Below are 22,813 nucleotides of genomic sequence, written 5' to 3'. Positions count from 1 at the left end.
CAACACATGAAAATGACATTTACTTCCGCTGATCAGCATACCCGCAGCAGCGGGCCGGCTGTATCCCGCCTGAAAAGATTCCTGCTATTGGGATGTGCCCTGTTGCCAGCTACCTTTGGATACGCCAGGCAGCAAGGGTTGAGCGAAAAAGTGAAACTGGATATTTCCCGCGCCTCCCTCTCCCAGGTGCTGAGCGCCCTTGGGCACCAGAGCAGTTTTACATTTAACTATGTTAAACAGGACTTCGACAAAATTATTGTCAGGGATTACAAGGCAGATAATATTACATTGAACGAAGCCCTCAATATACTCCGTAATAAATCAGGTATAGAGTATAGCGTGAGCGATAAAGCCATCCTGCTGAGGAAGGCGGAAAAAGACCCGGAAGTGCAAACTACCCAGGCAATCACCCGCAAAATCGCCGGCCGTGTAACTGCAGAAAATAATGAGCCTATTCCCGGTGTATCCGTTTGGGTAAAAGGCACCAAAATAAGAACGGTGACCGATGCGGATGGTAAATTTGAAATCACCCTGGAAAACGACAAGGCAATACTCAGCTTCAGCTTTGTGGGCTATGAAACAGTGGAAATGCCGGCCGGTACTTCCAATACGCTGAACCTCACGCTGAAAACGAGCAACAACTCATTGAATGAAGTAGTGGTACTGGGTTATGGTACCGCTAAAAAGGGCGATCTGTCCGCAGCGGTGTCAGTAGTGCCTGATATGAAACAGATCAAGGAACGTCCTGTACTGGATGTGGCCAATATGTTACAGGGTAAGGTACCTGGTATCACGGTTGTAAGTAATGGGGGGCATACCAGTAATGCCAACAGTGTAGTGATCCGTGGGGTAGGATCTCTGAACGATAATGTACTGTATGTGGTAGATGGTGTGCCCGGCGCACCCTATAACCCTGCAGATGTGGAGTCGATCACAGTATTGAAAGATGCGGCTTCCGCCTCCATTTATGGTGCTTTCTCCGGCGCCGCAGGGGTTATCCTCATTACTACCCGCCAGGCCACAAAAGGAGTGCCCAGTGTGCAGTATACCGGTTTTGTAGGCGCCAAACAACCATGGCGCACCTTACAATCGCTTACAGCAGAACAACAGGGTAAAGTATCCGATCTGGCACAAACCAATGCCGGCCTGCCTCCGCTGGAAGGATGGAATCCTGCCAAAAACCCGGATGGCCTGGTAACCCGTACCAACTGGATGGATGAAATTTTCCGCACCGGCCTGATACAACGTCACAATATCAGCGTAAACGCCGGAACAGATAAATTCTCTACCCTCTTCCAGGCCCGTTACGAAAAGGAAGAAGGTACACTGATCAATACCTATAATAAAAATATCTCCCTGAGATTTAATGCGAATTACGAGTTTAACAAGCACGTTAAACTGCGCCAGGATCTCTTCTGGAATAATAATGATAACAGGGATGCGGAAACTGCCAGCGGTTACAGTGGCGTTATCCTCTCTGCCCTGTACATGCCACGCTCTGCTACCCCATACTACAGCGACGGTACCTTTGGAGGCGTAGGACCGAGAGGTTCCCAGTATAACGGTATCTATGGAGATGTGATCAATCCTGTAGCCACCCTGCTGAGAAATCAGCCCTATAACAAAAGAAATGACCTGCAGTCGGTGACCGAGTTAACGGTGTCAGATATTATTCCCGGCCTTACTTACCTCTCCCGCTTTTCTTACCGTCAGCAAAATGCGCTGTGGAAAAACTTTGAGCCTAAAAGAACAGAGCCTGGAAAACCAAATGATCAGAATACATTAACCTATTCTACCGATAAAGGTTATAAATGGATCTGGGAAAATACCCTTAACTATAATAAGATCATTAACCGGCATAACATCGGTGTAATGTTATCCATGACCGGCCAGGAAGAAGCTAACCGCAATTTTTCTGCCGCTGCAAAAGGATTTGAGAACGAGGCCGATTGGGCACAGTTTTTTACCAATGCCACCATCTTTGATCAGAATCAGCCGGCTGATGATGAATGGAAAGACAGAACAGTATCTTATGTAGGAAGGGTATCCTACAGCTGGGCCGACCGCTACTTTGTAACTGCCAGTTACCGTAATGACGTGGCTGGTAGATTGGCGGAGGGGCACAGGTCTATAGGAGTTCCCGGTGTAACTGCCGCATGGAAGATCAGTTCGGAATCTTTTATGGATAATGTAAAGTGGCTGGACCTGCTCAAGATCAGGGGCAGTTGGGGAAGAATCGGTAACCTGGGCTCGATTGGACACTATTACGGTTATGCCAAGCTCACGCCGGATTATACATTTCAGATCGGGGATGGCGCGCCAAGGTCCAATTCCCTTGCAGTAACAAGTGCATTTAATCCATCGCTTTCCTGGGAAACTTCCCAACAATCAGATATCGGTATCGATATCGCCATTCTGAAACAACGCCTGTCAATTACCGCCGATTATTTTGATAAACTTACCTATGACCTGATCCAGCTGCAGCAATCCAACTGGCCTAATACTTTTGGTATAGGCGCACCGCTGATTAACAAAGGGGAAATCAGTAATAAAGGTTTTGAAGTAGCGGTAACCTGGAACGATCATATCGGTATGGTAGGATATAACCTGGGAGCTAATATTGCAACATTAAAGAACAGGGTGAAATCTATAGATGAAGACCCGGCTTCTGTATGGTTGCATGGCGATGCTTTCAGGGGCGTGCTCACACCTTTCCGTTCTAAAGCAGGAGAGCCATTCTATTCTTACTGGCTGATAAAAACCGCCGGCATCTTCCAGTCGGACGATGAAGCAAAAGCCTACCAGAAAGATGGTAAAATGATCCAGCCCAATGCAAAGGCCGGCGACCTGAAATTTGTAGATCAGAATGGAGACGGCGCTATCAATGATGGCGACCGCGTATATATGGGGAACGCATTTCCCAAACTCACTTACGGGTTCACTGCCAGCTTTACCTGGAAAAATTTTGACCTGAGCCTGTTTATGCAGGGCGTAGGCGGTGTAAAACTGTTCAACGCTTTCAAAATGACTACCCTAAGCGGCTCCGAACAGGGATACAACCGCTGGGATAAAATCCTTGATGCCTGGTCTCCGGAAAATAAAGGATCCAGTATTCCCCGCATCTCCGCTAATGATCCCAACAAAAACTTTCAGACCAACTCCGACTGGTACCTGGAAAACGGTAATTACCTGAGATTAAAGAACCTGCTGATCGGCTATACCTTTAAGAAAATGAGCTGGAACCAGGGACTTCGCGTATACTTCAGCGGCGACAACCTGCTCACCTTTACCAAATACACCGGTATGGATCCGGAAGTAGGCGGTGTAGGGCTTGATGGCGGCCAGTTCCCGGTATCACGCGTGTTTTCCCTGGGTGCAAATATTAAATTCTGATCAAACCAAATGCTTTTATGAAAACAACATTCAAACATATATTTCTTGCGGGGTCACTGATGCTGGGGGCAAGTGCCTGTAACAAATGGGTAGATACAAAACCCAACGGTGCGCCTACTACTGCCTATTTCTGGCAGAGCGATAATGATCTGCGGAAGGCTACCAACGACATGTATGTGGCCATGCGTAATGAATCTACCTGGGGCCGCGACCTTTTCTGGGTGCAGGATGCCAGCGACGACCTGATTGTAGGAAGAGCGAAGGCCGATGGTGAAAATATCAAGAACTTCATTCCAAGTGGCCGGGAAGGCTACCTGACAAGCGGCTGGAGCGATCTGTATAAAATGATGAACCGGGCCAACCAGGTGATCCAGAATGTGCCCACTTCAAAAAATACCACGGAAGCTGCCCGCAACCAGGCATTGGGCGAAGCGTATTTTATGCGCGGATTTGCTCATTTCTGGGTAGCCTATCTCTGGGGGCATAAAGACCAGGGTGTGCCTTTCGACGGACCAGAAAACCCGGAATTCGGAAAACGCATTCCGCCACAACTGCCATCTGTAACAGATAACTATGCACAGATCATCAGCGATCTGGAAAAAGCAGCCAGCCTGCTGCCCCTGTTTGAAACATACAGCACCTCCGACCAGGGTCGCGCACATCGCGCCGCAGCCTGGGGATACATGGTAAAAGTATATGCTTACTGGGCACAGTACGACGCTTCCAAATGGGCACTGATCCCCGCTCTCGCAGATAAGATCCGGGACGAAGGGCACCGCGCGCTCATCAAGGGCCAGGCAACCAGCCAGCAGAATTACCGCGCTGTATTCAGCATCGCCAATAACTGGAGCTCAGAATATATGTGGTCTGTAACTTCCGGTGTACAGGGAGGCTCCGAGTTTCCCGGCGTAGTACTGGAAAATACCGGTTGGGCTATCTTCAACGGCTGGGGCTATTTCCAGCCTACAGAAGAACTGTATGACGAATACGAAGCCAATGACCCAAGACGGGAAGTGACCATCCTGAAATTCGGAGATAAATTTACCTTCTTTGGCCTGGTGCGCTCTTACTACTCCACCAACAGCTTATCCGGTTTCCAGATGAATAAGTACATGGAGCCTTATTCCTATGGTAAAGACGGCGTGATCACTACCAACACCAATATTAACCAGAGCCCGGACTATCCAACCACTGCGCTCAATTTACCATTGATGCGTTATGCAGAGATCCTGCTCTTTAAAGCAGAGGCGCTGATCAAGCTGGGCCGGAGCGGCGAAGCTGCCGCGCCGCTGAATGAAGTGCGCAGCCGCGTAGGATTGGCAGGCATAGCAAATCCTACCATGAATGATCTCAAACATGAGCGCCGTGTGGAACTGGCCTGCGAATGGACAGACAGGCTGCAGGATCTGAAACGTTGGGGCGATTATGCGAAGATCAATGCGCCTTTGCATGGCCGCATCCACAGCGATAAGGTAAACCCGGCATCGCCTTACGAAATAAAACAGGTATGGCCTGCACGTAATTTTGATCCGGCTAAGCATATGGCATGGCCGATGAACCCTGATGTAATAGCGCAGAGTAACGGCGTTTACAAACAGGTGCCTGGCTGGAGGAATTAACCGGCAATAGCGAACAATGATACCGGCGGATGGTAAGCGTAAAGATATTTGCATATCTTCATGCTTGCCATTCGCCTCTTTTGTTCATTCCTTATGCTATTGTACTATGCCACGGAATCATTTGTTTACCGCCATTATCTTCTTCTTTGCCACGTTTACAGTTAGTTGCGCGGAACGCAGCCCTGCACAAACAGAACCTGATACCACCGATTCAATACCCGGTACCAGCCGGCCGTTGTTCAGGGATTTTATGGGACTTAACGGTCATGTTACGCTCAAACCTGACCTGTACAAACAGGTATGCAGGTTGTTACGCAGTTATCATAACATCAGCTGGGATGTAAAAGCTCCCGGCGATGCCATCACCATTCCCAACACCATTAATAACATTAACTGGAAACGCGATGTATACGGCCCGTGGAAAGCGGCAGGGTTTGAAACAGATATCTGTATGCAGTTCCTGGGAGTGGGATTAGGTAACCCGGATTATAAAAAGTTATGGGCAGGGCATGAGCAATGGGCATATGATTACGGGAAAGCAATGGCCACCTATTACGGCCCTTCCGGCGCAGAAAAATTATGCACCTCCGTGGAAATTGACAACGAGCCGGGAACGCGTTTTGATCCGGCGCTATTCAAAACCCTCTTCACGAAGATGGCGGAAGGCATACGTGCCGGGGATCCGCTGATGAAGATCGTTACGCCTGCAGTGGCCGTGAAAGCAGATCCTTACTCACAGGGATTGAATGATTTGTATGGAGATAAAAAGATACTGCCTCTTTATGACGTGATCAATATACATACTTATCCTACCATCGAAAAATCGGCCAACAGCGAAAACAGCTGGAACAGGAGTTACCCTGAAGATAATTCCCTGCAATACCTGAAGGTGATTGAAGAGGCAATTGCCTGGCGTAACAGGTATGCAAAAGATAAGGAAGTTTGGGTAACAGAATTTGGTTATGATGCCTGTACACCGGAGGCCATGAAGCACCGGAAAGACTGGGCATTGAAACTAAACTGGCAGGGGGCAAGCGATCTGCAGCAGGCGCAGTACCTGGTGAGGTCTTTCCTGGTATTTGCCACGCTGGACATCAGGCGGGCTTACCTGTATTATTACAATGATGAAGACGAGGCCTCTTTCCACGCTGCTTCGGGGCTTACGCGGAATTTTGTTCCGAAGATGTCGTTCTGGGCGGTAAAGCAATTGTACCATACATTGGGCGATTACCGTTTCCGGCGGGTGGTGAAAAAAGAAGCAGATTCCCTGTACGTGTTTGAGTTTGTGAAAGGAAATGATTCACGGTCGATGGCCTGGGTGGCATGGTCGCCAACCGGCGCCCGGACCCATGAACAGAAAGGGTACCAGCCGCGTGTAGTAAATGCGGAACTGCATGACCTGCCATCATTGCCGGTAAGCGTTACTGCTATGAGCACAACCAGCGAACCTGCAAAAGAGGTGACATGGGAGAAGACGGGAGTTACCAGTATCCGTTTACCGGTTAGTGAAAGCCCTGTTTACATGATGTTCCGGGCCGACAAATAGTTTTTATATTAGCCGGATGAATCAATAGCAAAATAACCCGCCGGTGAGATCACCGGTCTGCCGGGACGTTCCACGGATGCAGACAACCTCGGACAAAGCTTTGCCATGCTGGCAGGAATTGCGCTGGTAGCTATTATTATTCAACGGAGCTTTTTACGTCCGGAAGCAAATGATATTGACCTGGTAAATAATAAATGATAATGATTAAAAAGATAGTAACAGCGTTCCTGGTGATGTGCCTGGGCACTGTATATGCACAACAAAAAGAAGTCCCTGTTTTTGTTTCGGGAGCAGATGGTTATAAATCATTCCGTATTCCCGCTATCATCGCATTGCCGGATGGCGAACTGCTGGCCTTTGCAGAAGGCCGTGTAAATGGTGGTGATGATTTCGGGGATATTGACATAGTGATGAAACGTAGCAAAGACAAAGGCAAAACCTGGTCGCCCATGCAGGTAATAGCAGGAGGCGACAACCTGCAGCTGTCCAACCCCGCACCGGTAGTAGATCTTACCGATCCGGCCTATCCGCAGGGAAGGATCTTTCTTTTTTATAACACCGGTACCCACCGGGAAAAAGATATCATTAAAGGGATAGGAATAAAGCATTGTTATTACATCACTTCCACAGATAGCGGCCGTACCTGGGCGCCGCCAGTGGATATTACGCTGCAGGTGCATCGCCCCAGGCAACCGCAGATAGATACTGCGTTTAATTTTGCGGAAGACTGGCGCTATTACGCCAATACGCCGGGGCATGCCATGCAGTTTTCCGAAGGAACTTTTAAGGGAAGGATCTTTATTGCCGCCAATCATACTGCGGGTAAGGCATTACCGGCTGCGCGGCACTACATAGCGCATGGCTACTATACCGATGATCATGGTAAAACATTTCATTTAGGCAGCAACGTGGATATACCTGGCAGCAATGAATCTATGGCGGTGCAGCTTTCCGGTAACAGGTTGATGATGAACAGCCGCAACCAGGCCGGGGATGTGAAAGAGCGGATCGTATCTATCAGCAGCGATGGCGGCGCCACCTGGGATACTACTTATTTTGATCATCAGCTGCCGGATGCCGTATGCCAGGGCAGTATACTAAACGTAGGCACCTTCAAAGGAAAAAACATCATTGCTTTTTGCAACGCCGCTGATTCACTGGAAAGGAATAACCTTACGCTCCGTATCAGTTTTGATGACGGGCGAACCTGGAAAAAAAGTTATGTGATCTATAGAGGAAATGGTTCAAAGAAAGCCGGTTATGCCTATGCTGCTTATTCTGATATTGTGCAGGTGGGGAAACGGAAAACAGGAGTGCTGTATGAAAAAGATCATTATACTTCCATTGTATTTACAGTGGTGAACTGGAAATAAACCATATTGCGGAGACTGTCGCAAATAGTACGCTATTTTGTCGGATTTGGCCATGCCGGGAATAAAATACTCGTGCTATGTTTGCATTAACAACAACGGTTAACATTTAAATCTTACAAAAATGCAAACAGCTAATAACGCCATCAAGATCACAGTAACTGCAACTATTAACGCACCCGTTGCAAAAGTCTGGGAATTCTGGAATGCACCGGAGCATATTGTAAAATGGAATACTGCTTCCGATGACTGGCACAGTCCGAAATCTGTAAATGACCTGCGCCCGGGCGGTAAGTTTGAAACACGTATGGAAGCAAAAGACGGTAGCTTTGGTTTTGATTTCGGCGGTGTATATGACGAAGTGAAAGAAAACGAGCTCATTGCCTACACCATGGGCGATGGCAGAACTGTAAGGGTTATTTTTTCTGCCGCTGGCAACACTACTACTGTTACAGAAACCTTTGACGCTGAAGATACGCACAGTATCGAAATGCAACAGGGTGGCTGGCAGGCTATCCTGGATAATTTCAAAAAATATACAGAAGCGCTGGCGGGTTAATTTCCCGGCTGTTCCTCGTTCTCCGCAAAATATTCTGCCGCATGGATCAAGCGGTCCATGCGGTTTTTTGTATCTTGACGGTATCATTTAAACAGGTAGCATATGGGACTTATTTTCCTGCAGATCTTACTGGGAATTACGGCAGTCTCCACTGCATTAATAGGGGGACTTTTTTACGCCTATTCCTGTTCCGTGAATCCCGGGCTTGGCCGGTTACCCGATAGCGGTTACCTGCAGGCCATGCAATCCATCAACCGGGCTATTCTCAATCCTGTATTTTTTGCTTCCTTTTTAGGGTCGCTGGTGTTGTTGCCTGTTTGTACATGGGCGTATTTCAGTTATGAGGTATCGCCAGGGAGCTGGTGTTTGCTGGGAGCTACTGTTGTTTATTTCGCGGGTGTTTTTGGGGTGACGATGGGCGGTAACGTGCCGCTCAATAATGCGTTGGACAAAGCGGATCTTACAGTCGCCGGAAATGCTGAACTGGCACGGCACCGGGCTGCTTTTGAACAGCGGTGGAACCGGCTGCATACAGTGCGTACGGTAGCGGCGGTGGTTGCTGTAGGGTTAGTGGTAGCGGGGTGTATAGGATTAAAATGACCGGGTTTTATGTTTGAGGTAAGTTTGTTTCCCATGCACATAATAATAAAACAACGCTCCTCCAAAATATGCCACCACGTCCCAGGTATCCCCGGTATAAACGGACGAAAACTGTGGCATTAGCCATTCAAGAACAACAGACATATAAAAAGCAATGAAAAGTAAGTAGTACAGCGGATAGTTGTAGTGGTTATCATGTACAAGGTACCTGCGGGTAAAGGTGAGGGCAATATGTGCCATAACCGGCACTGCAATGAAATCGGTAAGGTAGCCGTTCAATAGCGGAACAGGCAGGTGTAAATACCTGAAAAAATGGATGATACACCAAAGGGCGCAATAAATAAGAAATAACGGATCAAATAAAGGTTTCATTTTATAACACGAACATAATGGCGCCTCCGAGCAGCAGCGTTACCAGTAATACCATTACAGCAAACAGGTAGAAGCCGCTGTTCTTCAGCAATTTTACGGGTATGGAGTCTGTTGGCTTAACCGGGAGAACACTGCTCCTGAGCCTTTGCCATATAGGTTGATTTTCCTCCTGCTGATCATGCGTTTCCCCATTCATATCATTTGTATTTAGAACAAATGTACTAATTTATTTAGAACATTTGTTCTAAATACTCTTTTTTTAGATCAATTGTTCTAAATTTGGGAATGGATACACGGACAAATATTCTCAAAACAGCATTGGAGCTTTATAACAGCCAGGGTGTGAATGCCATTACCAGCAGGCATATTGCTGCAAAAATGGGGATCAGCCCGGGTAACCTGCATTATCATTTCAGGCAAACAGATGAAATCATAAGCACACTTTATGAATCACTGGCAACTGATTTTGACAGGTTGATGTCGGAACTGGAATCAGTTAGCCCTGCTACCCTGGATACGCTCCGTGATTTTTCCGTCCGGTCGCTGGAGCTGGCATACAAGTACCGGTTTATATTTTTGCATTTTGTGGAGATCACCCTGCGGATACCATCCATCAGGAAAGATTATTATGCCTTAACCCGGCGCCGCACAACGGAGTTCTTTACTATTTTCAGGCAGCTGAAAGCAGACGGGGTGTTTCGGGATGATTTGCCGGAGAGCATCTGGGAGGCGCTGGTAACCCAGATATTTATTGTGGGCGACTTCTGGCTGTCGAATAACGAGTTAACAGGGCGGCTGAGGGGAGGCAATGCCATAAAGCATTACAGTAAAATTATTGCAGGTATGTTTTATCCCTACCTCACCCCGGCCGCGCAACTACGTATAACGGAGTAGCTGCTATTATGATTTAAGAAATTCAATGATCATGGTAGTTACCAAGGCAGGTAATTTGCTCTGCTTATCGGCCGCGCAAACTTCACCTATGTAATCCCCGTGGCCGCCCGGCAGTATGGCCACCTGGGCATGCGGCAATGTACGGCCCAGTAGCAGCGAATGTTCCGGCAGGATCGCATCTGTATAACCACTAATCACGAGCGCCGGCGCCTGTATGCTTTTTATAGCTTCATCGCTGATGTCCTTAAAGTTTTTCATTCTCGCCACATCCCGGCGGAACATGGCTTCAAATCCTTTTGGATCGGGGTTGGCTGCGAGGAAGGCTTCTTTTAACGGAGGAGGTACCTGATCAATAGTTGGGTTATTAAAGCCGTCGAAGAAACCTGGTGGGGTACCATTACGTTTGTAGAGCGCGGAAGCCAGCACCAGTTTATTCACCAGTTTGGGGTGCCGTATGGCAATTTGCAGTGCCGTAGTGCCTCCATTGCTGAAACCCATAATGTTTGCTTTGGCTATATGCAGCTGCGCGAGCAGGGCGGCCACATCATCTGCATCCTGTTCAAAGCTCAATGGCCGGTCTATATCCGCAGTGTGGCCGTGCGCCTGTAACTCTATAGCAATTACCTGCTGGGTTTTTGATAACTCCGGTAAAATGGTACCATATGTAGAAACGATGGTGGACCCACCGCCATGCAGCAATACCAGCGGGGCACCGCTGCCATGGATCTCGTAATACATTTTTAAGCCGTTCACCGTTGCATAGTGGCCTGTTTGCTGCTGTGCATTCATCTGGAAATGTGTTAGTATTAATAAGAGAACAATAATGGAGATACGTTTCATGCGATACTAATTTTGATAATGTAAACCTACATTAAAAGAACAAACCGGGATGGGTGCAAAAATGTCAAATTGAAGGGCTATTACGACAAAACAATAAGCAGCTTTAAGCATGGCTTTTTTCCCAACTTGGCTTATATTGGCGTTATTTAATTGTTTAACCTGATATTCTTATGACTCCCGAAGAATATAAGCAAAGATTTAAAGAAGAAGATCCTGTTGGATGGTTTTCCATAGATGAAGCTCTGGAAAAGGTATATGGTAAAACTGAGCCCCGTCATTATGGGCCGCTTTGCGGGATACATTATATGGCCGGCGGAACAGATCCGATAGATGGCGCCAGCATTTATGATTCTGCCAAACAGGACTTCCACCGTCATATTATCAGTTATGGAATGTCGGAGCTTTACTACGACAGTGAAAAGGCTGGTGGTGAATTCAGTAAATGGGGCTTTGAATTTACTTTCAGGCTGAAGCCGTTTGCCGATGACCAGGCAGACCCTTTATGGGCAGTGCATGTAATGAACAACCTGGCGCGTTACGTATTTAACAGCGGTAAGTGGTTTGAAGAGAATCATTTTATACCTGCAAAAGGCCCCATACGGCTGGATACCCAGACGGAAATTACTGCATTCGCACTGGCGCTTGATCCGGAATTGGGAAGAATAGAAACCCCGCATGGGGAAGTATCCTTCCTGCAATTGGTAGGGATCACTAACAGTGAACTGGAGCAATTAATGCGGAATCCTACCACTACAGAGGTAGCTGCATTGATCAATGATTTAAGGAAAGATAACCCGTTACTGATAACGGATCTCAACAGGAAATCTTAAATGATAAACCGGGTGAAGAGATCCCGTTTTCACCCGGTTTATATCTTACAAAAACTGGCTTAACTGCGCAGCAGAATAGTTGACAGATTTCAACGTTTTATTATCTGACTTCCTGTACACCAGGTAAAGATCATCTACCTTTGTATAATAACATGCTGTATTTTCAGTTTTGCTGTAATGTGCAACGGTGCTTTCCGCTTCTTCGGTCGATTTACAGGCTTTACTCATATTAGACCTGTGCACTTCATTAAAAAGCGCACTGAATTTCTCTCCCAGCCCAAACTCCAGGATAGCGCCGGATAATACGTATTGAAGGTCGCAGAGTGCATCTGCTATTTCCACTATATTTTTTTCCGCAATAGCCGCTTTCAGTTCGTTCAGTTCTTCCTGGATCAGCGATACCCTTAAATCACATCTCTGCGGACTTGGGATAACAGGTGCTTTTTCAATTGGATGCCTGAAGGTGCTGTGAAATTCTGCAACACTGTTTAGCGCTTTTACATCTTCCATGATCAGATAATATTTATGTCCGAATGTAAGGATTATTTGAAAATTATGTATTACGGCAGAAGATGTATGGTTATTGCGCAACGATTAGGTAACTTTCCACGCAAATTGATATAGATCCAATGGACGGCCAGGCACTGATTCTCCGGAATGTAAGCAATTATATCTCCATTACCGGGGAGGAGCAAGCATACTTCCTTTCGCTCCTGCAATCAAGAAATTATCACAGGAAGGAATATCTGCAGCGGGAAGGCAGCAATTGTAATAACTTTACCTTTATCACTACCGGGTGTGTGAAAAGTTATCTCCTGGATCAGAAGGGAGATGAACATATACTTACCATCGCGCCGGCAGACTGGTGGGTGGTTGATTATATGAGCTTCGTTTTTGAACAACCCGGCAACCTGTTTATTGAAGCCATCGACAATACCAGTACACTTATACTTACAAAAGAGAAGCGGGAAGAATTGTTCAGGAAACTTCCTCAGTTTGAACGGTACTTCAGGATCCTTACAGAGAGGGCCTTTGCAGTAAGCCAGCAGCGGGTTACAGATATATTAAGTCTTACAGCAGCTGCGCGTTTTGAAAAGTTTCAGCAACGTTATGCACACATTGCCGCTTCGCTCACGCAGCAACAAATCGCTTCCTTTATCGGCGTAACCCCTGCCTTCTTCAGCCGGATGCTGAAAGCAAAACGCAAATAATTTTCCTGCCATTATTTAACATCCGGATTGACCTAGGTCAACCCGGATCTGTTTCCATGTGCCCACCTTTGTGTAAATTTTTCAGTAAAACAAGAAACAATGGGAAAACAGGCATTACTTATTATTGATGTTCAGAACGATTACTTCATTGGAGGTAAAATGGAATTGGTAAACCCTGAAAATGCTGCAGGAAATATCAATAGGTTATTGGAGAATTGCCGGAAAGAGGGCATACCAGTCGTTTACATTCAGCACATGGCCATCGATCCTTCTGCAGGGTTCCTGGTAGTCGATACGCCAGGCGCCGAGATTCACCAGGCTATAGCCCCTGTAAACGGGGAAAAGGTGATTGTAAAGCAGTATCCCAATAGCTTCCGTGAAACGGCATTGCACGAATACCTGCAGGCGCAGGAAATTACAGACCTGGTCATTACAGGAATGATGACGCATGTATGTGTGGATGCAACCACCCGGGCGGCGAAAGACCTGGGCTATAGCTGCACCGTTATTTCTGATGCCTGTGCCACCAGGGCGCTGGATGTTGAAGGGGAACAGATAACGGCTTCACTGGTGCAGAAAACTGTAATAGGCGCACTGGCATTTTATTACGCGGACATTCAAACTACGGATGAGTTCCTGGGCCGTTGATTACATCCGGGGAATCCGCCCTTTAAGCGGAGCCCCCGGTAGCTGTATCATACTTGTCGGATACTTCTCAGTAGCTTAGGAATCGTCTATGCATAGTACTTCTTATATAGTTTTCATACTGTCTTTATGCACTTCTCATGCTCTTTCAATGCACTTCCAATGCACTACTAATGCACTACTAATGCACTAGGTCTAATGGTTTAGTCCTGGGTCTTGTCCTGAGCTGGTCGCCAGGGGTAATTTTTCGTTTTTTTAACCTGTTATAAAAAAAATCAGGAGAGCCGATTTCCTGTGTGACATAGGGTTGTCACACCCCACCCTTAGCTTTGTAAAAGCAACAATTTATTTACACCTAAAACAGCAAATGAAAATGGAAAAAAGGATCATCGATCCCTGGAAATGGGGGGAAGCAACTAATTCAGCCCAGGCAGTTGAAGTGAAAAACCCAACCGGAACGCTGTACTGTTCAGGACAGGCAGCCATAGATGCCAACGGGGCGCCAAGCGCTGCAGATATGCGTACCCAGCTTATCCAGACAATAGAGAACCTGGAACACCTGATTAAAACCGCAGGTTACGAGTGCAGTGGAATTGTAAGGCTAAATGTTTACACCACTTCCGTTGCAACCTTTTTTACGGAATGCGGAGATGTGTATGCAGGCTTCATTGCCAGATATGGTATCAAACAGGCAACTACCCTGCTGGAGGTGAAGGGGCTTTTTGCAACCTTAACAGTTGAGCTGGAAGCGACTGTTGTAAGATAATCAGCGTAATGTACAGCAGGGACTGATGCTACATCAGTCCCTGTTCTTTTTAATAAACGGTAATTAATACTATTCCGATGGATATTAAAAGGCGGCTGGAACGAATTGTACATATTTTCTTTTTACTGCAATCCAGGTCTGTTGTTACCAATAAGGAACTGCAGGAGCGGTTTCATATCGGGCGCAGAACAGTTTACAGGGATTTAAAAGTGCTGGAACAGGCCGGGGTGCCCGTAATTAATGAATCCGGGCAAGGGTTTTCTATTATTGAGGGATTCAGAGTGCTGCCATCCAGGTTTAGCCAGGAAGAGGTACTAAGTTTAATGGTGGCAGAGAAAGTAATGCAAAAGCATGAAACGGCGTTTGTAAGACAACATTTCGAAACTGCTTTAATTAAGATAAAGGGCTCGTTTCGCGCGCAACAGAAAGATCACCTATCACACCTCGAAAATAAACTGCAGATCAACGAGCCGTTCAGGGAAACTAAGTATCTGCCTGATATCATTGATGTACTGTTAAAAAGTATCCTCAGTAAAAGAGTAGTGGAGATCTCCTACGTAAAGAGTGGCACCAGCCTGAAAGTGGCCCGCACAATTGAGCCTGTTGGCCTGTTTTATGAAAACGGCTCCTGGTATGTGCTTGCCTGGTGCCGGTTAAAATCGGGATACCGGAATTTCCGGTTAGACAGGATCCAGAGGATAATACGCTGCGATGATAACTTTAAACAGGAGCATCCATCTGTTGATGAGTTACGGAAAGCTGATTCACAAAATAATATTACCCCTGTTGTTATAGCTGTTGACCCGGATTATGCACACTTCCTGTATTGGGAACGTCAGAACTATGGGTTTTCGCGGGAAGAAATGCTAAGTAATGAAATAATAATGTATTTTGATTGCAGGCAAAGCCCTGTTTCTTTTGCCAGATGGTTTATGCGCTTCGTTGATGTAGCAAAGATCCTGGAGCCGGCTTATCTTCCTGCCGAAGTTAGGCGCATATTGGAAGCAGGTATGGATAATATAGGGAAGTAATTGAAAATGATTATACCTACTTTTGTTTTTCTTTGTACGATGAATATTCGATATTTAAGATCCGCCATTTAATACTCTCCTGCGAAAATCCATATTTCAGAATTATTCTATTTTACAGTCTAATTGTTAACAGCATAGGATTGAGCAACAATAATTTAAATATGGAACAGGGTGAACGGGAGACGCTGAAACTGGTTGCACTGGGGGATGAGCGGGCATTCAACCGTATTGTCAGGAAATATTCCCAGGTAATCTATCCCTATCTGCTTTACTGGCTTAAATCGCCTCAGCTTGCCGAAGAGGTTGCCCAGGACGTCTTTTTACGTATCTGGAAAAACAGGCAGAAACTTCCCGATGTCAGCAATTTCCCGGGTTATGTGTATGTGGTTACCTGGAACCGCGTTCATTCCCAGTTCGAACGAGGGCTGCTGGAAACAGAAGCCCCTGATGTTGCGCAGGCGGACCAGGCGCTGACCAATCCTCAAACAGCCCTTGAAACCAAAGAGCTCGCAGCAATTATGCGCCGGGCTATTGAATCACTGCCACCCAGGCGCAAGGAAATATTCCTGTTGAGCCGCAACGAACATTTAACCTATGAGGAAATTGCCGCCAGGTTGGGGATTTCGAGGAGCACCGTAAGGGAGCACATGGTGGAGGCATTGGTTTTTCTACGGGCTTATTTAAGGAGAAATGCCGGAGTTATTATCGCCCTGTTATGGGCGTTCATAAACCTGTTGTGAGGAAGTAATTAAATGAGTATAAATTTTTTTTTATTCCGACCCGTCCTACCGGTATTTAAACCGGGTCTTTAGTACTGAATAGAATGACTGAACAGCAACTGACATATTATTTTGAACGATACGCAGAGGGAAACCTGAGTAAAGAGGAGCGTGTTGTTTTCGCTGATTTGCTGAAAGATCCGGCAAACAAGGAAATGGTGCAGCAGATCCTGGATAGGGACTGGCCATTATGGGAACGTAATCAGCTGGATTTTTCGCAGGAAATTGACCGTATAGAACTGGGGGTAGCTGCTATGATCCGGGCGGATCATAGCTTCTCAGATCCTCCTCCTGTCCGCCGGGTACGTTTCCTGGAAAAATGGGGCTGGGCGGCGGCAGTATTGATCCTGCTGGGCGCCGGTACCTACTTCTATATAACATCAAAGAAAGCGGGGCAAGAGGTAGTGAAAGGAAAGGCAGTACCCGGTATTTTACCCGGATCCAATAAGGCGCTGCTTACTTTGTCTGATGGAACTACGATTACACTCGACAGTGCTGCCAGTGGAGCCATTGCCCAACAAGGGAGTTCTTCAATTGTCAAAACAGCCGGTGGTGCAATTATCTACGATGCGAGGGGCGTTTCCCAGGGAGAGGTAATGATGAATACCATGTCTACACCACGTGGTGGGCAATACCGTCTCACACTTCCCGATGGAACAACCGTGTGGCTGAATGCAGCAAGCTCCATTACTTTCCCTGCTTCATTTACAGGAAATAGCCGCAAAGTAAAAGTAACCGGTGAAGTGTATATGGAGGTTGCGAAAAACGTTAAAATGCCTTTTATGGTGGATATTGATGGAAAAGCTACTATTGAAGTGCTGGGAACCGGTTTCAATATTAATTCCTATGCCGATGAGGGTACAATTGCCACAACGCTTGTTGAAGGTAAAGTCAGGGTATGGCCTGGTAATATCACAACCGGTTCTGCATCAGAAGAGGAACAACATATGGCTGTTACGCTAACGCCCGGTCAGCAGGCGTTACTGCCAAACAATACAACCACTGTTAACATTAGTTCCAACGCCAACCTGGAACAGGTGCTGGCATGGAAGAATGGTATTTTCAGTTTTACAGGTAAGTCTTTTCAGTCTGTAATGAAAGATGTTGAAAGATGGTATGATATCCAGGTCCGATATGAAGGAGCTATTCCAACAAGAAAATTAAAAGGAGAAATGGACAGGGGAGTTCAATTAAATGATTTAATCCGTTTCCTGCAGGGGTTCGGCCTGCATGTTGAATTGAAAGACAGGATATTGATGGTAGGAGAAAAGTAAATAAATCCAGGCTCTGAAATATGATATGTTCGTAAAATAGTTTTGCCAGTAAACCAACCAATCAACCAGGACAGCACAATATAAGCATCGCCTCTCGCGATAGGATATTGCATGTCCGCCAATTTCTCCCTTAACAGGGCATTATATATATTCCCTTACTTAAAACAAAAGGCCAATGATGGGGAAACATCATTGGCCGGGCAGTTTAGGTAACATTCAAAGACAAAGTCTGCACAGACCGCCTATTAAGCACCTAAAACAGTTTCAAAGGTATGACAAAAACTGCTTTTTGTGGATGGCCCGCCCGTGGGGGGAGCCGTCCCTTAACCAAAATCGTGTTAGTGATGAAACTAACTTTCTTTTTTCTTACCGCGGCTTTCTTTAATGTGGCTGCCAAAGGGTTCTCTCAAAGTATCACCTTCTCCGGAAAAAATGTAGCGCTCGAAACAATTTTTTCAGCCGTAAAGCAACAAACCGGCTACCTGTTCTTATACCAGGAAACCGATCTGTCCAAAGCCAAACCAGTGACTGTTCAGGCTACCAATGAGCCGCTTTTTCAGTTCCTGGAAAATGTATTCAGGAATCAGCCTTTAAAATACCTGGTTGTAAGTAAAACAATAAGCATCTATCCTGTTGTGCAGCCGGCCGGAAATAACACCACGGCGGCGGCCGTATTTCCTGAACCGCTCCCGGCATTTTCCGTTAACGGCATTATTCTTAACCGCGAAGGAGAGCCGCTTCCTGGCGCCAATGTATTTATAAAGGGTACCAGAAAAGGCACTGCAACAAGGGTCGATGGCTCTTTTACTATCGATGCCAATACAGGCGATGTTTTATTGATAAGCAGGATTGGATACGGAAGTATAGAGTTAAAATTAACCTCTGCCACAAATGCCGTTATAGTTGCTTACCCGGAAAATAAAGCCGGTAGCGGGACGCTGAAAGTCGGTCAATCTGTTTTCTCCGGTTCATCTGGATTTACATTAATACTTCCTCCCTCTGTCTCTAAACTGGATGAAGTGCAGGTGATTGCTTACGGCACCACTACGCAGCGCTTTAATACCGGCAATGTTACCAGTGTGAAAGCAGAAGAGATAGAAAAACAACCGGTAAGTAATGTATTGGAAGCATTACAAGGTAATGTACCGGGGCTCTTCATTACCCGTTCCAGTGGCAGCCCTGGCAGCCAGATGAATATTTCTATCCGGCAGCAGCAAACGATTCCGCTGCCCAATGTCAACAAAAGTATGCCGCTGTTTATTATCGATGGAGTGCCTTTCGTGGAAACACCATTTTCAAGCGCAGGAGCTTCCGGACCGGTAGATCCTATGAACTCCATTAATCCGGCAGATATTGCGGAGATATCCGTACTGAAAGACGCCGATGCCACTGCCATCTATGGCTCCAGGGGCGCCAATGGGGTTATCCTGGTCACCACTAAAAAGGGTAAAACTTCGGAACCACATTTCGATTTCAATATTTATTCAGGGGCAGGTAAAGTAACCAATTATTTACCGATGCTCAATCTTTCTGAATACCTGGCTATGCGCAGAACCGCTTTTGCCAATGATAATGTAACACCTGATTTTTCGAATGCCCCGGATCTCACTGTCTGGGACACTACAACATCCAGGAATTTCCAGAAAGATTATATCGGCAACACCGCCAGGCAAACAGAGGTTACCGGTGCATTTTCAGGCGGAAATCAATATTTGCGCTACCGTTTTTCAAATACTTTCAGGCAGGAATCTACGGTGTTTCCGGGCGACTGGGGATATAAGCGCTACTCATCCCATCTGAGCATTGACAACACTTCGCGTAACGGTAAATTCACACTGGGAGTTTCGGCAATGTACACCAAAGAATCCAACAACCAGGTAGCTACTGATCTTACACGCGTAACATATATATTGCCACCCAACTATCCTGTACATAACCAGGATGGCAGTTTAAACTGGACCGGCGGATTTACTAATCCTGATTCCTACCTGTTGCAATCGGCCAATTTCAGTTCGAATAACCTGTTGGCGAATGCCAGTTTACGGTATACTATTCTACCAGGATTAGAAGCGAAAGTAAATCTTGGATATAATAAGATAGCACAAACAAACGAAACCTATCTTCCTAAAACCTCTCTTGATCCCAGCAGCAGCTCAGGAGAGTCTGCTGCTACCTATACTTCCGATTACATCGAAAGCTATATAGTAGAGCCGCAACTCACATATAATAAAACATTGGGTGATGGTCAGCTCAGCGTGCTGGCGGGAGGAACCTGGCAGCAATCCAGTTTTGCCGAGCCATATTATGTAAGAGCCACAGGCTTTTCCAACGATAAGCTGATGAGCTCCTGGACAGCCGCTTCCAACATCTCGTACAAGAGCAGCAGCTTCAGGGAATACAAATACGTTTCCGCATTCGGACGTATTAATTACATACTGAAGGACCGTTACATTTTTAATTTAACCGGCCGCAGGGATGGTTCCTCCCGCTTCGGCCCCAACCGCCAGTTCGGTAATTTCGGATCTGTTGGAGGAGCCTGGATATTCAGCAGTGAGGAGTGGACAAAATCAACCCTGCCATGGTTAAGCTATGGTAAGCTCAGGGCCAGTTATGGAACAACCGGTAACGATCAGATCCCGGACTATGGATACCTGGCGTCCTATGGTAATCTTTTTTACCAGTATGGCAGCACCGGCATTTATCCATTGCGGAGCGCCAACCCCGATTTTGGATGGGAGTCCAACCGCAAACTGGATATTGGCCTGGAAACCGGGTTCCTGGATGATCAGCTCTTCTTCTCCGCTTCCTGGTTCTCCAGCCGTACGGATAACCAGTTGGTCATTTCGCCGTTATCTTCCCAATCAGGATTTTCTTCCTTTACCGGGAATATGCCGGCGCTGCTGCAAAGCTCAGGATGGGAGTTTGAACTGAAAACAAAAAATATCAGCCGCAAGGGATTCTCCTGGAACAGTTCTTTTAATATTACCATCCCCCGCAATAAGCTCATCTCTTTCCCTGGTTTAAAAACAACCGCTTATGCCTATGTTTATATAGAGGGACAGCCTATCAATAATTTAAACGGCTATCATTATACAGGCCTGAAAGATGGTATCGCTACCATTGAAGATCTCAACAAAGATGGAAAATTTACAACAGGGTTATTACAAACAGCTAACGGAGATTACCAGGTGATAGCTTCCGGTATGCCTGATTTCTATGGCGGTTTCAGCAACTCTTTCAAGCTCGGCAGGTTCCAGCTGGATATCCTGTTACAATTTGTGAAGCAAACCAAATCTTCTGTTCGCTCTTCTGTAGATATGCAGCCCGGGGGATTATCTAACCAGGATAACAGGATTATTTCCGATGGCTTCAGGCCATCCGTACTATCCGGCAGTGAGGCTACTTATGCCTATAAAAATTACTACCTGTTATCGGATGCCGGTTATTCCGATGCCAGTTTTATAAGACTTAAAAACCTGAACCTGTCTTATGAACTGCCATCTTCCTGGACAAAATCAATCAGGTTAAAATCGGCCGGGGTATTTGTGCGGGCGCAAAATTTATTTACCATCACCCGTTACCTGGGATTTGATCCTGAAACCGCCGGGGCCGTGCTGCCGCCGTTAAGGCAGATTGCAGCGGGCATCCATTGCTCACTTTAAACAATAAACAAATGAAAAAACAACTCTTTTTATATACTTGTTGGGTGTTATTGGCCGGATCGATGATGAGCAGTTGTAAGAAGCTGATAGAGATAGGACCGCCCAAAGACCAGCTGGCTTCCAACAGTGTGTTCCTGGATTCCACCACGGCGGAAGCGGCCATGGTGGGCTTATACGCCAATGTGGCTAACCCCAATCCCGGCAACGATATGGGTACTTTAATTACGCTGTTCAATTGTATGTCGGCCGATGAAGCATACGCCTATTCCATGAATTATTATGATGATTTTACCAACAATTCCTTAACGCCCCTGTACTATTATATAGACGGTTTATGGAGCACAATTTATAAAAATGTGTACATCGCCAATTCTGTTATAAGCGGGATGCCCGGATCTCCTTTATCTGAAGCATACAAACAAAGAACGGTAGGAGAAGCTAAGTTTATCCGTGCATTCTGTTATTTCTATTTGGTGAATGAATACGGAGCCGTACCATTAGTATTGTATACCGATGTAAACACTACTACCATGCAACCCCGCGACAACGTGGATGCCGTGTATGATCAGATAGAAAAGGACCTTACAGATGCGCAAAAAGTATTGCCCGCTACATTAGACTATTATGGCGGTAAGCGTATACGCGCTACTACCTGGGCTGCAGAGGCGCTGTTAGCGAGGGTATATCTTTACAGGGGAAAATGGCAGCTGGCCGAAAATATGGCTACTTCCGTGATCAACAATCCCGGGCTGTTTAGTTTGAATGCGGCTGTTGACCAGGTATTCCTGGCCAACAACCAGGAAGGAATCCTTCAGTTTGTAAATGGGATTACCAGTTCATGGATAGCCAACAATTTTGTTCCTTCTGCATTGAGCACAACGCCGAAATTTGTATTAAAGGATGGTCTTCATGAAGATTTTGAACCGGGCGATAAACGCAAAACCAGCTGGGTGGGCTATAAAAATTATGGAGGCATTAACTATCCATATCCTGCGAAATATAAGTATATGGCAGGTGTTGGCCCGGTGGAATATAACCAGGTATTGCGCTTGTCTGAACAATATTTAATCCGTGCCGAAGCCCGGGCGCAACAATCCAATTATACCCAGGCCGCAGCAGATATTAACAGCGTCAGATCAAGAGCGGGTTTGCCGGCTACCAATGCCGCCGATAAGGCTGCGCTGATGACTGCCATTGAACATGAGCGCCGTATTGAGTTTTTCTGTGAATGGGGATATCGCTGGCTGGATCTGAAAAGATGGCCGGGTGTAAGTAATCCTGCTGTGTCTAGGGCGGATGAAGTATTATCCCGTCTTAAAGGAAATCAATGGCAGCCAACGGATGCGCTTTATCCTATTCCGCAATCGGCTATCAATTCCAATGTAAACCTAACCCAGAACAAGGGATACTTTTAGCGTAAAC

General features: G+C 46.4%; 20 protein-coding genes. 16 read left to right on the top strand and 4 right to left on the bottom strand.

What is annotated here, in order from left to right:
• The first annotated feature begins 6 nt into the window (after nucleotides 1-6).
• From FN124_RS04580 to FN124_RS04555, 6 genes are all read left to right on the top strand, one after another.
• A complete protein-coding gene (locus FN124_RS04580) occupies nucleotides 7-3,393 on the top strand; it encodes a SusC/RagA family TonB-linked outer membrane protein (protein ID WP_260607323.1) in 3,387 nt (1,128 codons plus the stop codon).
• A gap of 17 nt (nucleotides 3,394-3,410) precedes the next feature.
• Nucleotides 3,411-5,012 carry a RagB/SusD family nutrient uptake outer membrane protein gene (locus tag FN124_RS04575; protein ID WP_142683590.1) on the top strand — a complete coding sequence of 534 codons (1,602 nt, stop codon included), beginning with the start codon at nucleotides 3,411-3,413 and terminating at the stop codon, nucleotides 5,010-5,012.
• Between the two features lie 106 nt (nucleotides 5,013-5,118).
• A complete protein-coding gene (locus FN124_RS04570) occupies nucleotides 5,119-6,558 on the top strand; it encodes a hypothetical protein (protein WP_142683589.1) in 1,440 nt (479 codons plus the stop codon).
• Nucleotides 6,559-6,758: 200 nt separating this feature from the next.
• On the top strand, nucleotides 6,759-7,931 hold the full coding sequence (locus FN124_RS04565; RefSeq protein WP_142683588.1) for a sialidase family protein: 1,173 nt from the start codon (nucleotides 6,759-6,761) through the stop codon (nucleotides 7,929-7,931).
• Nucleotides 7,932-8,052: 121 nt separating this feature from the next.
• Nucleotides 8,053-8,487 carry an SRPBCC family protein gene (locus tag FN124_RS04560; RefSeq protein ID WP_142683587.1) on the top strand — a complete coding sequence of 145 codons (435 nt, stop codon included), beginning with the start codon at nucleotides 8,053-8,055 and terminating at the stop codon, nucleotides 8,485-8,487.
• Nucleotides 8,488-8,589: 102 nt separating this feature from the next.
• Nucleotides 8,590-9,087 (top strand): anthrone oxygenase family protein, encoded by a 498-nt coding sequence (locus FN124_RS04555; protein ID WP_142683586.1) that lies wholly within the window; start codon nucleotides 8,590-8,592, stop codon nucleotides 9,085-9,087.
• Here the strand turns inward: FN124_RS04555 and FN124_RS04550 are convergent.
• Together FN124_RS04550 and FN124_RS04545 are read right to left on the bottom strand one after the other, a co-directional pair.
• Entirely contained in the window at nucleotides 9,079-9,459 is a 381-nt protein-coding gene (locus FN124_RS04550) for a hypothetical protein (protein WP_142683585.1), read from the bottom strand. The genes FN124_RS04555 and FN124_RS04550 overlap by 9 nt on opposite strands.
• Before the next feature lies 1 nt (nucleotide 9,460).
• Entirely contained in the window at nucleotides 9,461-9,655 is a 195-nt protein-coding gene (locus FN124_RS04545) for a hypothetical protein (protein WP_142683584.1), read from the bottom strand.
• Nucleotides 9,656-9,744: 89 nt separating this feature from the next.
• On the opposite strand from FN124_RS04545, the gene FN124_RS04540 reads away from it, so the two are divergent.
• Nucleotides 9,745-10,353, top strand: a complete 609-nt coding sequence (locus tag FN124_RS04540) for a TetR/AcrR family transcriptional regulator (protein ID WP_142683583.1) — start codon at nucleotides 9,745-9,747, stop codon at nucleotides 10,351-10,353.
• A gap of 6 nt (nucleotides 10,354-10,359) precedes the next feature.
• Here FN124_RS04540 and FN124_RS04535 read toward each other — a convergent pair whose 3' ends face one another.
• Entirely contained in the window at nucleotides 10,360-11,193 is an 834-nt protein-coding gene (locus tag FN124_RS04535) for an alpha/beta fold hydrolase (protein WP_142683582.1), read from the bottom strand.
• 170 nt (nucleotides 11,194-11,363) lie between these two features.
• Here FN124_RS04535 and FN124_RS04530 point away from each other — a divergent pair, with 170 nt between their 5' ends.
• Nucleotides 11,364-12,023: a suppressor of fused domain protein gene (locus FN124_RS04530; RefSeq protein ID WP_142683581.1), complete on the top strand. Its 660-nt coding sequence runs from the start codon at nucleotides 11,364-11,366 to the stop codon at nucleotides 12,021-12,023.
• A 45-nt stretch (nucleotides 12,024-12,068) separates the two neighbouring features.
• Here the strand turns inward: FN124_RS04530 and FN124_RS04525 are convergent, their stop codons facing one another.
• Nucleotides 12,069-12,533 carry a pyrophosphohydrolase domain-containing protein gene (locus tag FN124_RS04525; protein WP_142683580.1) on the bottom strand — a complete coding sequence of 155 codons (465 nt, stop codon included), beginning with the start codon at nucleotides 12,531-12,533 and terminating at the stop codon, nucleotides 12,069-12,071.
• Between the two features lie 119 nt (nucleotides 12,534-12,652).
• Here FN124_RS04525 and FN124_RS04520 point away from each other — a divergent pair, with 119 nt between their 5' ends.
• From FN124_RS04520 to FN124_RS04485, 8 genes are all read left to right on the top strand, one after another.
• Complete coding sequence (locus tag FN124_RS04520; protein WP_142683579.1) at nucleotides 12,653-13,234, top strand: Crp/Fnr family transcriptional regulator; 582 nt, start codon at nucleotides 12,653-12,655, stop codon at nucleotides 13,232-13,234.
• Nucleotides 13,235-13,333: 99 nt separating this feature from the next.
• Nucleotides 13,334-13,882, top strand: coding sequence for a cysteine hydrolase family protein (locus FN124_RS04515; protein ID WP_142683578.1), 549 nt, complete (start codon nucleotides 13,334-13,336; stop codon nucleotides 13,880-13,882).
• 370 nt (nucleotides 13,883-14,252) lie between these two features.
• Nucleotides 14,253-14,645: a RidA family protein gene (locus FN124_RS04510; RefSeq protein ID WP_142683577.1), complete on the top strand. Its 393-nt coding sequence runs from the start codon at nucleotides 14,253-14,255 to the stop codon at nucleotides 14,643-14,645.
• 77 nt (nucleotides 14,646-14,722) lie between these two features.
• Nucleotides 14,723-15,676 carry a helix-turn-helix transcriptional regulator gene (locus FN124_RS04505; RefSeq protein ID WP_142683576.1) on the top strand — a complete coding sequence of 318 codons (954 nt, stop codon included), beginning with the start codon at nucleotides 14,723-14,725 and terminating at the stop codon, nucleotides 15,674-15,676.
• 161 nt (nucleotides 15,677-15,837) lie between these two features.
• Nucleotides 15,838-16,416: an RNA polymerase sigma factor gene (locus FN124_RS04500; RefSeq protein ID WP_142683575.1), complete on the top strand. Its 579-nt coding sequence runs from the start codon at nucleotides 15,838-15,840 to the stop codon at nucleotides 16,414-16,416.
• Between the two features lie 83 nt (nucleotides 16,417-16,499).
• Entirely contained in the window at nucleotides 16,500-17,729 is a 1,230-nt protein-coding gene (locus FN124_RS04495; RefSeq protein ID WP_142683574.1) for a FecR family protein, read from the top strand.
• Nucleotides 17,730-18,073: 344 nt separating this feature from the next.
• Nucleotides 18,074-21,391, top strand: a complete 3,318-nt coding sequence (locus FN124_RS04490) for a SusC/RagA family TonB-linked outer membrane protein (RefSeq protein ID WP_185937088.1) — start codon at nucleotides 18,074-18,076, stop codon at nucleotides 21,389-21,391.
• A gap of 11 nt (nucleotides 21,392-21,402) precedes the next feature.
• Entirely contained in the window at nucleotides 21,403-22,806 is a 1,404-nt protein-coding gene (locus FN124_RS04485; protein WP_142683572.1) for a RagB/SusD family nutrient uptake outer membrane protein, read from the top strand.
• The last annotated feature ends 7 nt before the right edge of the window (nucleotides 22,807-22,813 follow it).

This window comes from Chitinophaga polysaccharea, from assembly GCF_902150045.1.
GTDB classification, from domain to species: domain Bacteria; phylum Bacteroidota; class Bacteroidia; order Chitinophagales; family Chitinophagaceae; genus Chitinophaga; species Chitinophaga polysaccharea_A.
This window is presented reverse-complemented; position numbering and strand designations above follow the sequence as displayed.

What these genes read in the sequence shown, in the direction of transcription:
- FN124_RS04500 (WP_142683575.1), top strand. Translation starts at nt 15,838, where the DNA reads ATGGAACAGGGTGAACGGGAGACGCTGAAACTGGTTGCACTGGGGGAT.
- FN124_RS04540 (WP_142683583.1), top strand. Translation starts at nt 9,745, where the DNA reads ATGGATACACGGACAAATATTCTCAAAACAGCATTGGAGCTTTATAAC.
- FN124_RS04515 (WP_142683578.1), top strand. Translation starts at nt 13,334, where the DNA reads ATGGGAAAACAGGCATTACTTATTATTGATGTTCAGAACGATTACTTC.
- FN124_RS04505 (WP_142683576.1), top strand. Translation starts at nt 14,723, where the DNA reads ATGGATATTAAAAGGCGGCTGGAACGAATTGTACATATTTTCTTTTTA.
- FN124_RS04580 (WP_260607323.1), top strand. Translation starts at nt 7, where the DNA reads ATGAAAATGACATTTACTTCCGCTGATCAGCATACCCGCAGCAGCGGG.
- FN124_RS04485 (WP_142683572.1), top strand. Translation starts at nt 21,403, where the DNA reads ATGAAAAAACAACTCTTTTTATATACTTGTTGGGTGTTATTGGCCGGA.
- FN124_RS04560 (WP_142683587.1), top strand. Translation starts at nt 8,053, where the DNA reads ATGCAAACAGCTAATAACGCCATCAAGATCACAGTAACTGCAACTATT.
- FN124_RS04510 (WP_142683577.1), top strand. Translation starts at nt 14,253, where the DNA reads ATGGAAAAAAGGATCATCGATCCCTGGAAATGGGGGGAAGCAACTAAT.
- FN124_RS04550 (WP_142683585.1), bottom strand. Translation starts at nt 9,459, where the DNA reads ATGAAACCTTTATTTGATCCGTTATTTCTTATTTATTGCGCCCTTTGG.
- FN124_RS04490 (WP_185937088.1), top strand. Translation starts at nt 18,074, where the DNA reads ATGAAACTAACTTTCTTTTTTCTTACCGCGGCTTTCTTTAATGTGGCT.
- FN124_RS04565 (WP_142683588.1), top strand. Translation starts at nt 6,759, where the DNA reads ATGATTAAAAAGATAGTAACAGCGTTCCTGGTGATGTGCCTGGGCACT.
- FN124_RS04520 (WP_142683579.1), top strand. Translation starts at nt 12,653, where the DNA reads ATGGACGGCCAGGCACTGATTCTCCGGAATGTAAGCAATTATATCTCC.
- FN124_RS04535 (WP_142683582.1), bottom strand. Translation starts at nt 11,193, where the DNA reads ATGAAACGTATCTCCATTATTGTTCTCTTATTAATACTAACACATTTC.
- FN124_RS04570 (WP_142683589.1), top strand. Translation starts at nt 5,119, where the DNA reads ATGCCACGGAATCATTTGTTTACCGCCATTATCTTCTTCTTTGCCACG.
- FN124_RS04530 (WP_142683581.1), top strand. Translation starts at nt 11,364, where the DNA reads ATGACTCCCGAAGAATATAAGCAAAGATTTAAAGAAGAAGATCCTGTT.
- FN124_RS04555 (WP_142683586.1), top strand. Translation starts at nt 8,590, where the DNA reads ATGGGACTTATTTTCCTGCAGATCTTACTGGGAATTACGGCAGTCTCC.
- FN124_RS04545 (WP_142683584.1), bottom strand. Translation starts at nt 9,655, where the DNA reads ATGAATGGGGAAACGCATGATCAGCAGGAGGAAAATCAACCTATATGG.
- FN124_RS04575 (WP_142683590.1), top strand. Translation starts at nt 3,411, where the DNA reads ATGAAAACAACATTCAAACATATATTTCTTGCGGGGTCACTGATGCTG.
- FN124_RS04495 (WP_142683574.1), top strand. Translation starts at nt 16,500, where the DNA reads ATGACTGAACAGCAACTGACATATTATTTTGAACGATACGCAGAGGGA.
- FN124_RS04525 (WP_142683580.1), bottom strand. Translation starts at nt 12,533, where the DNA reads ATGGAAGATGTAAAAGCGCTAAACAGTGTTGCAGAATTTCACAGCACC.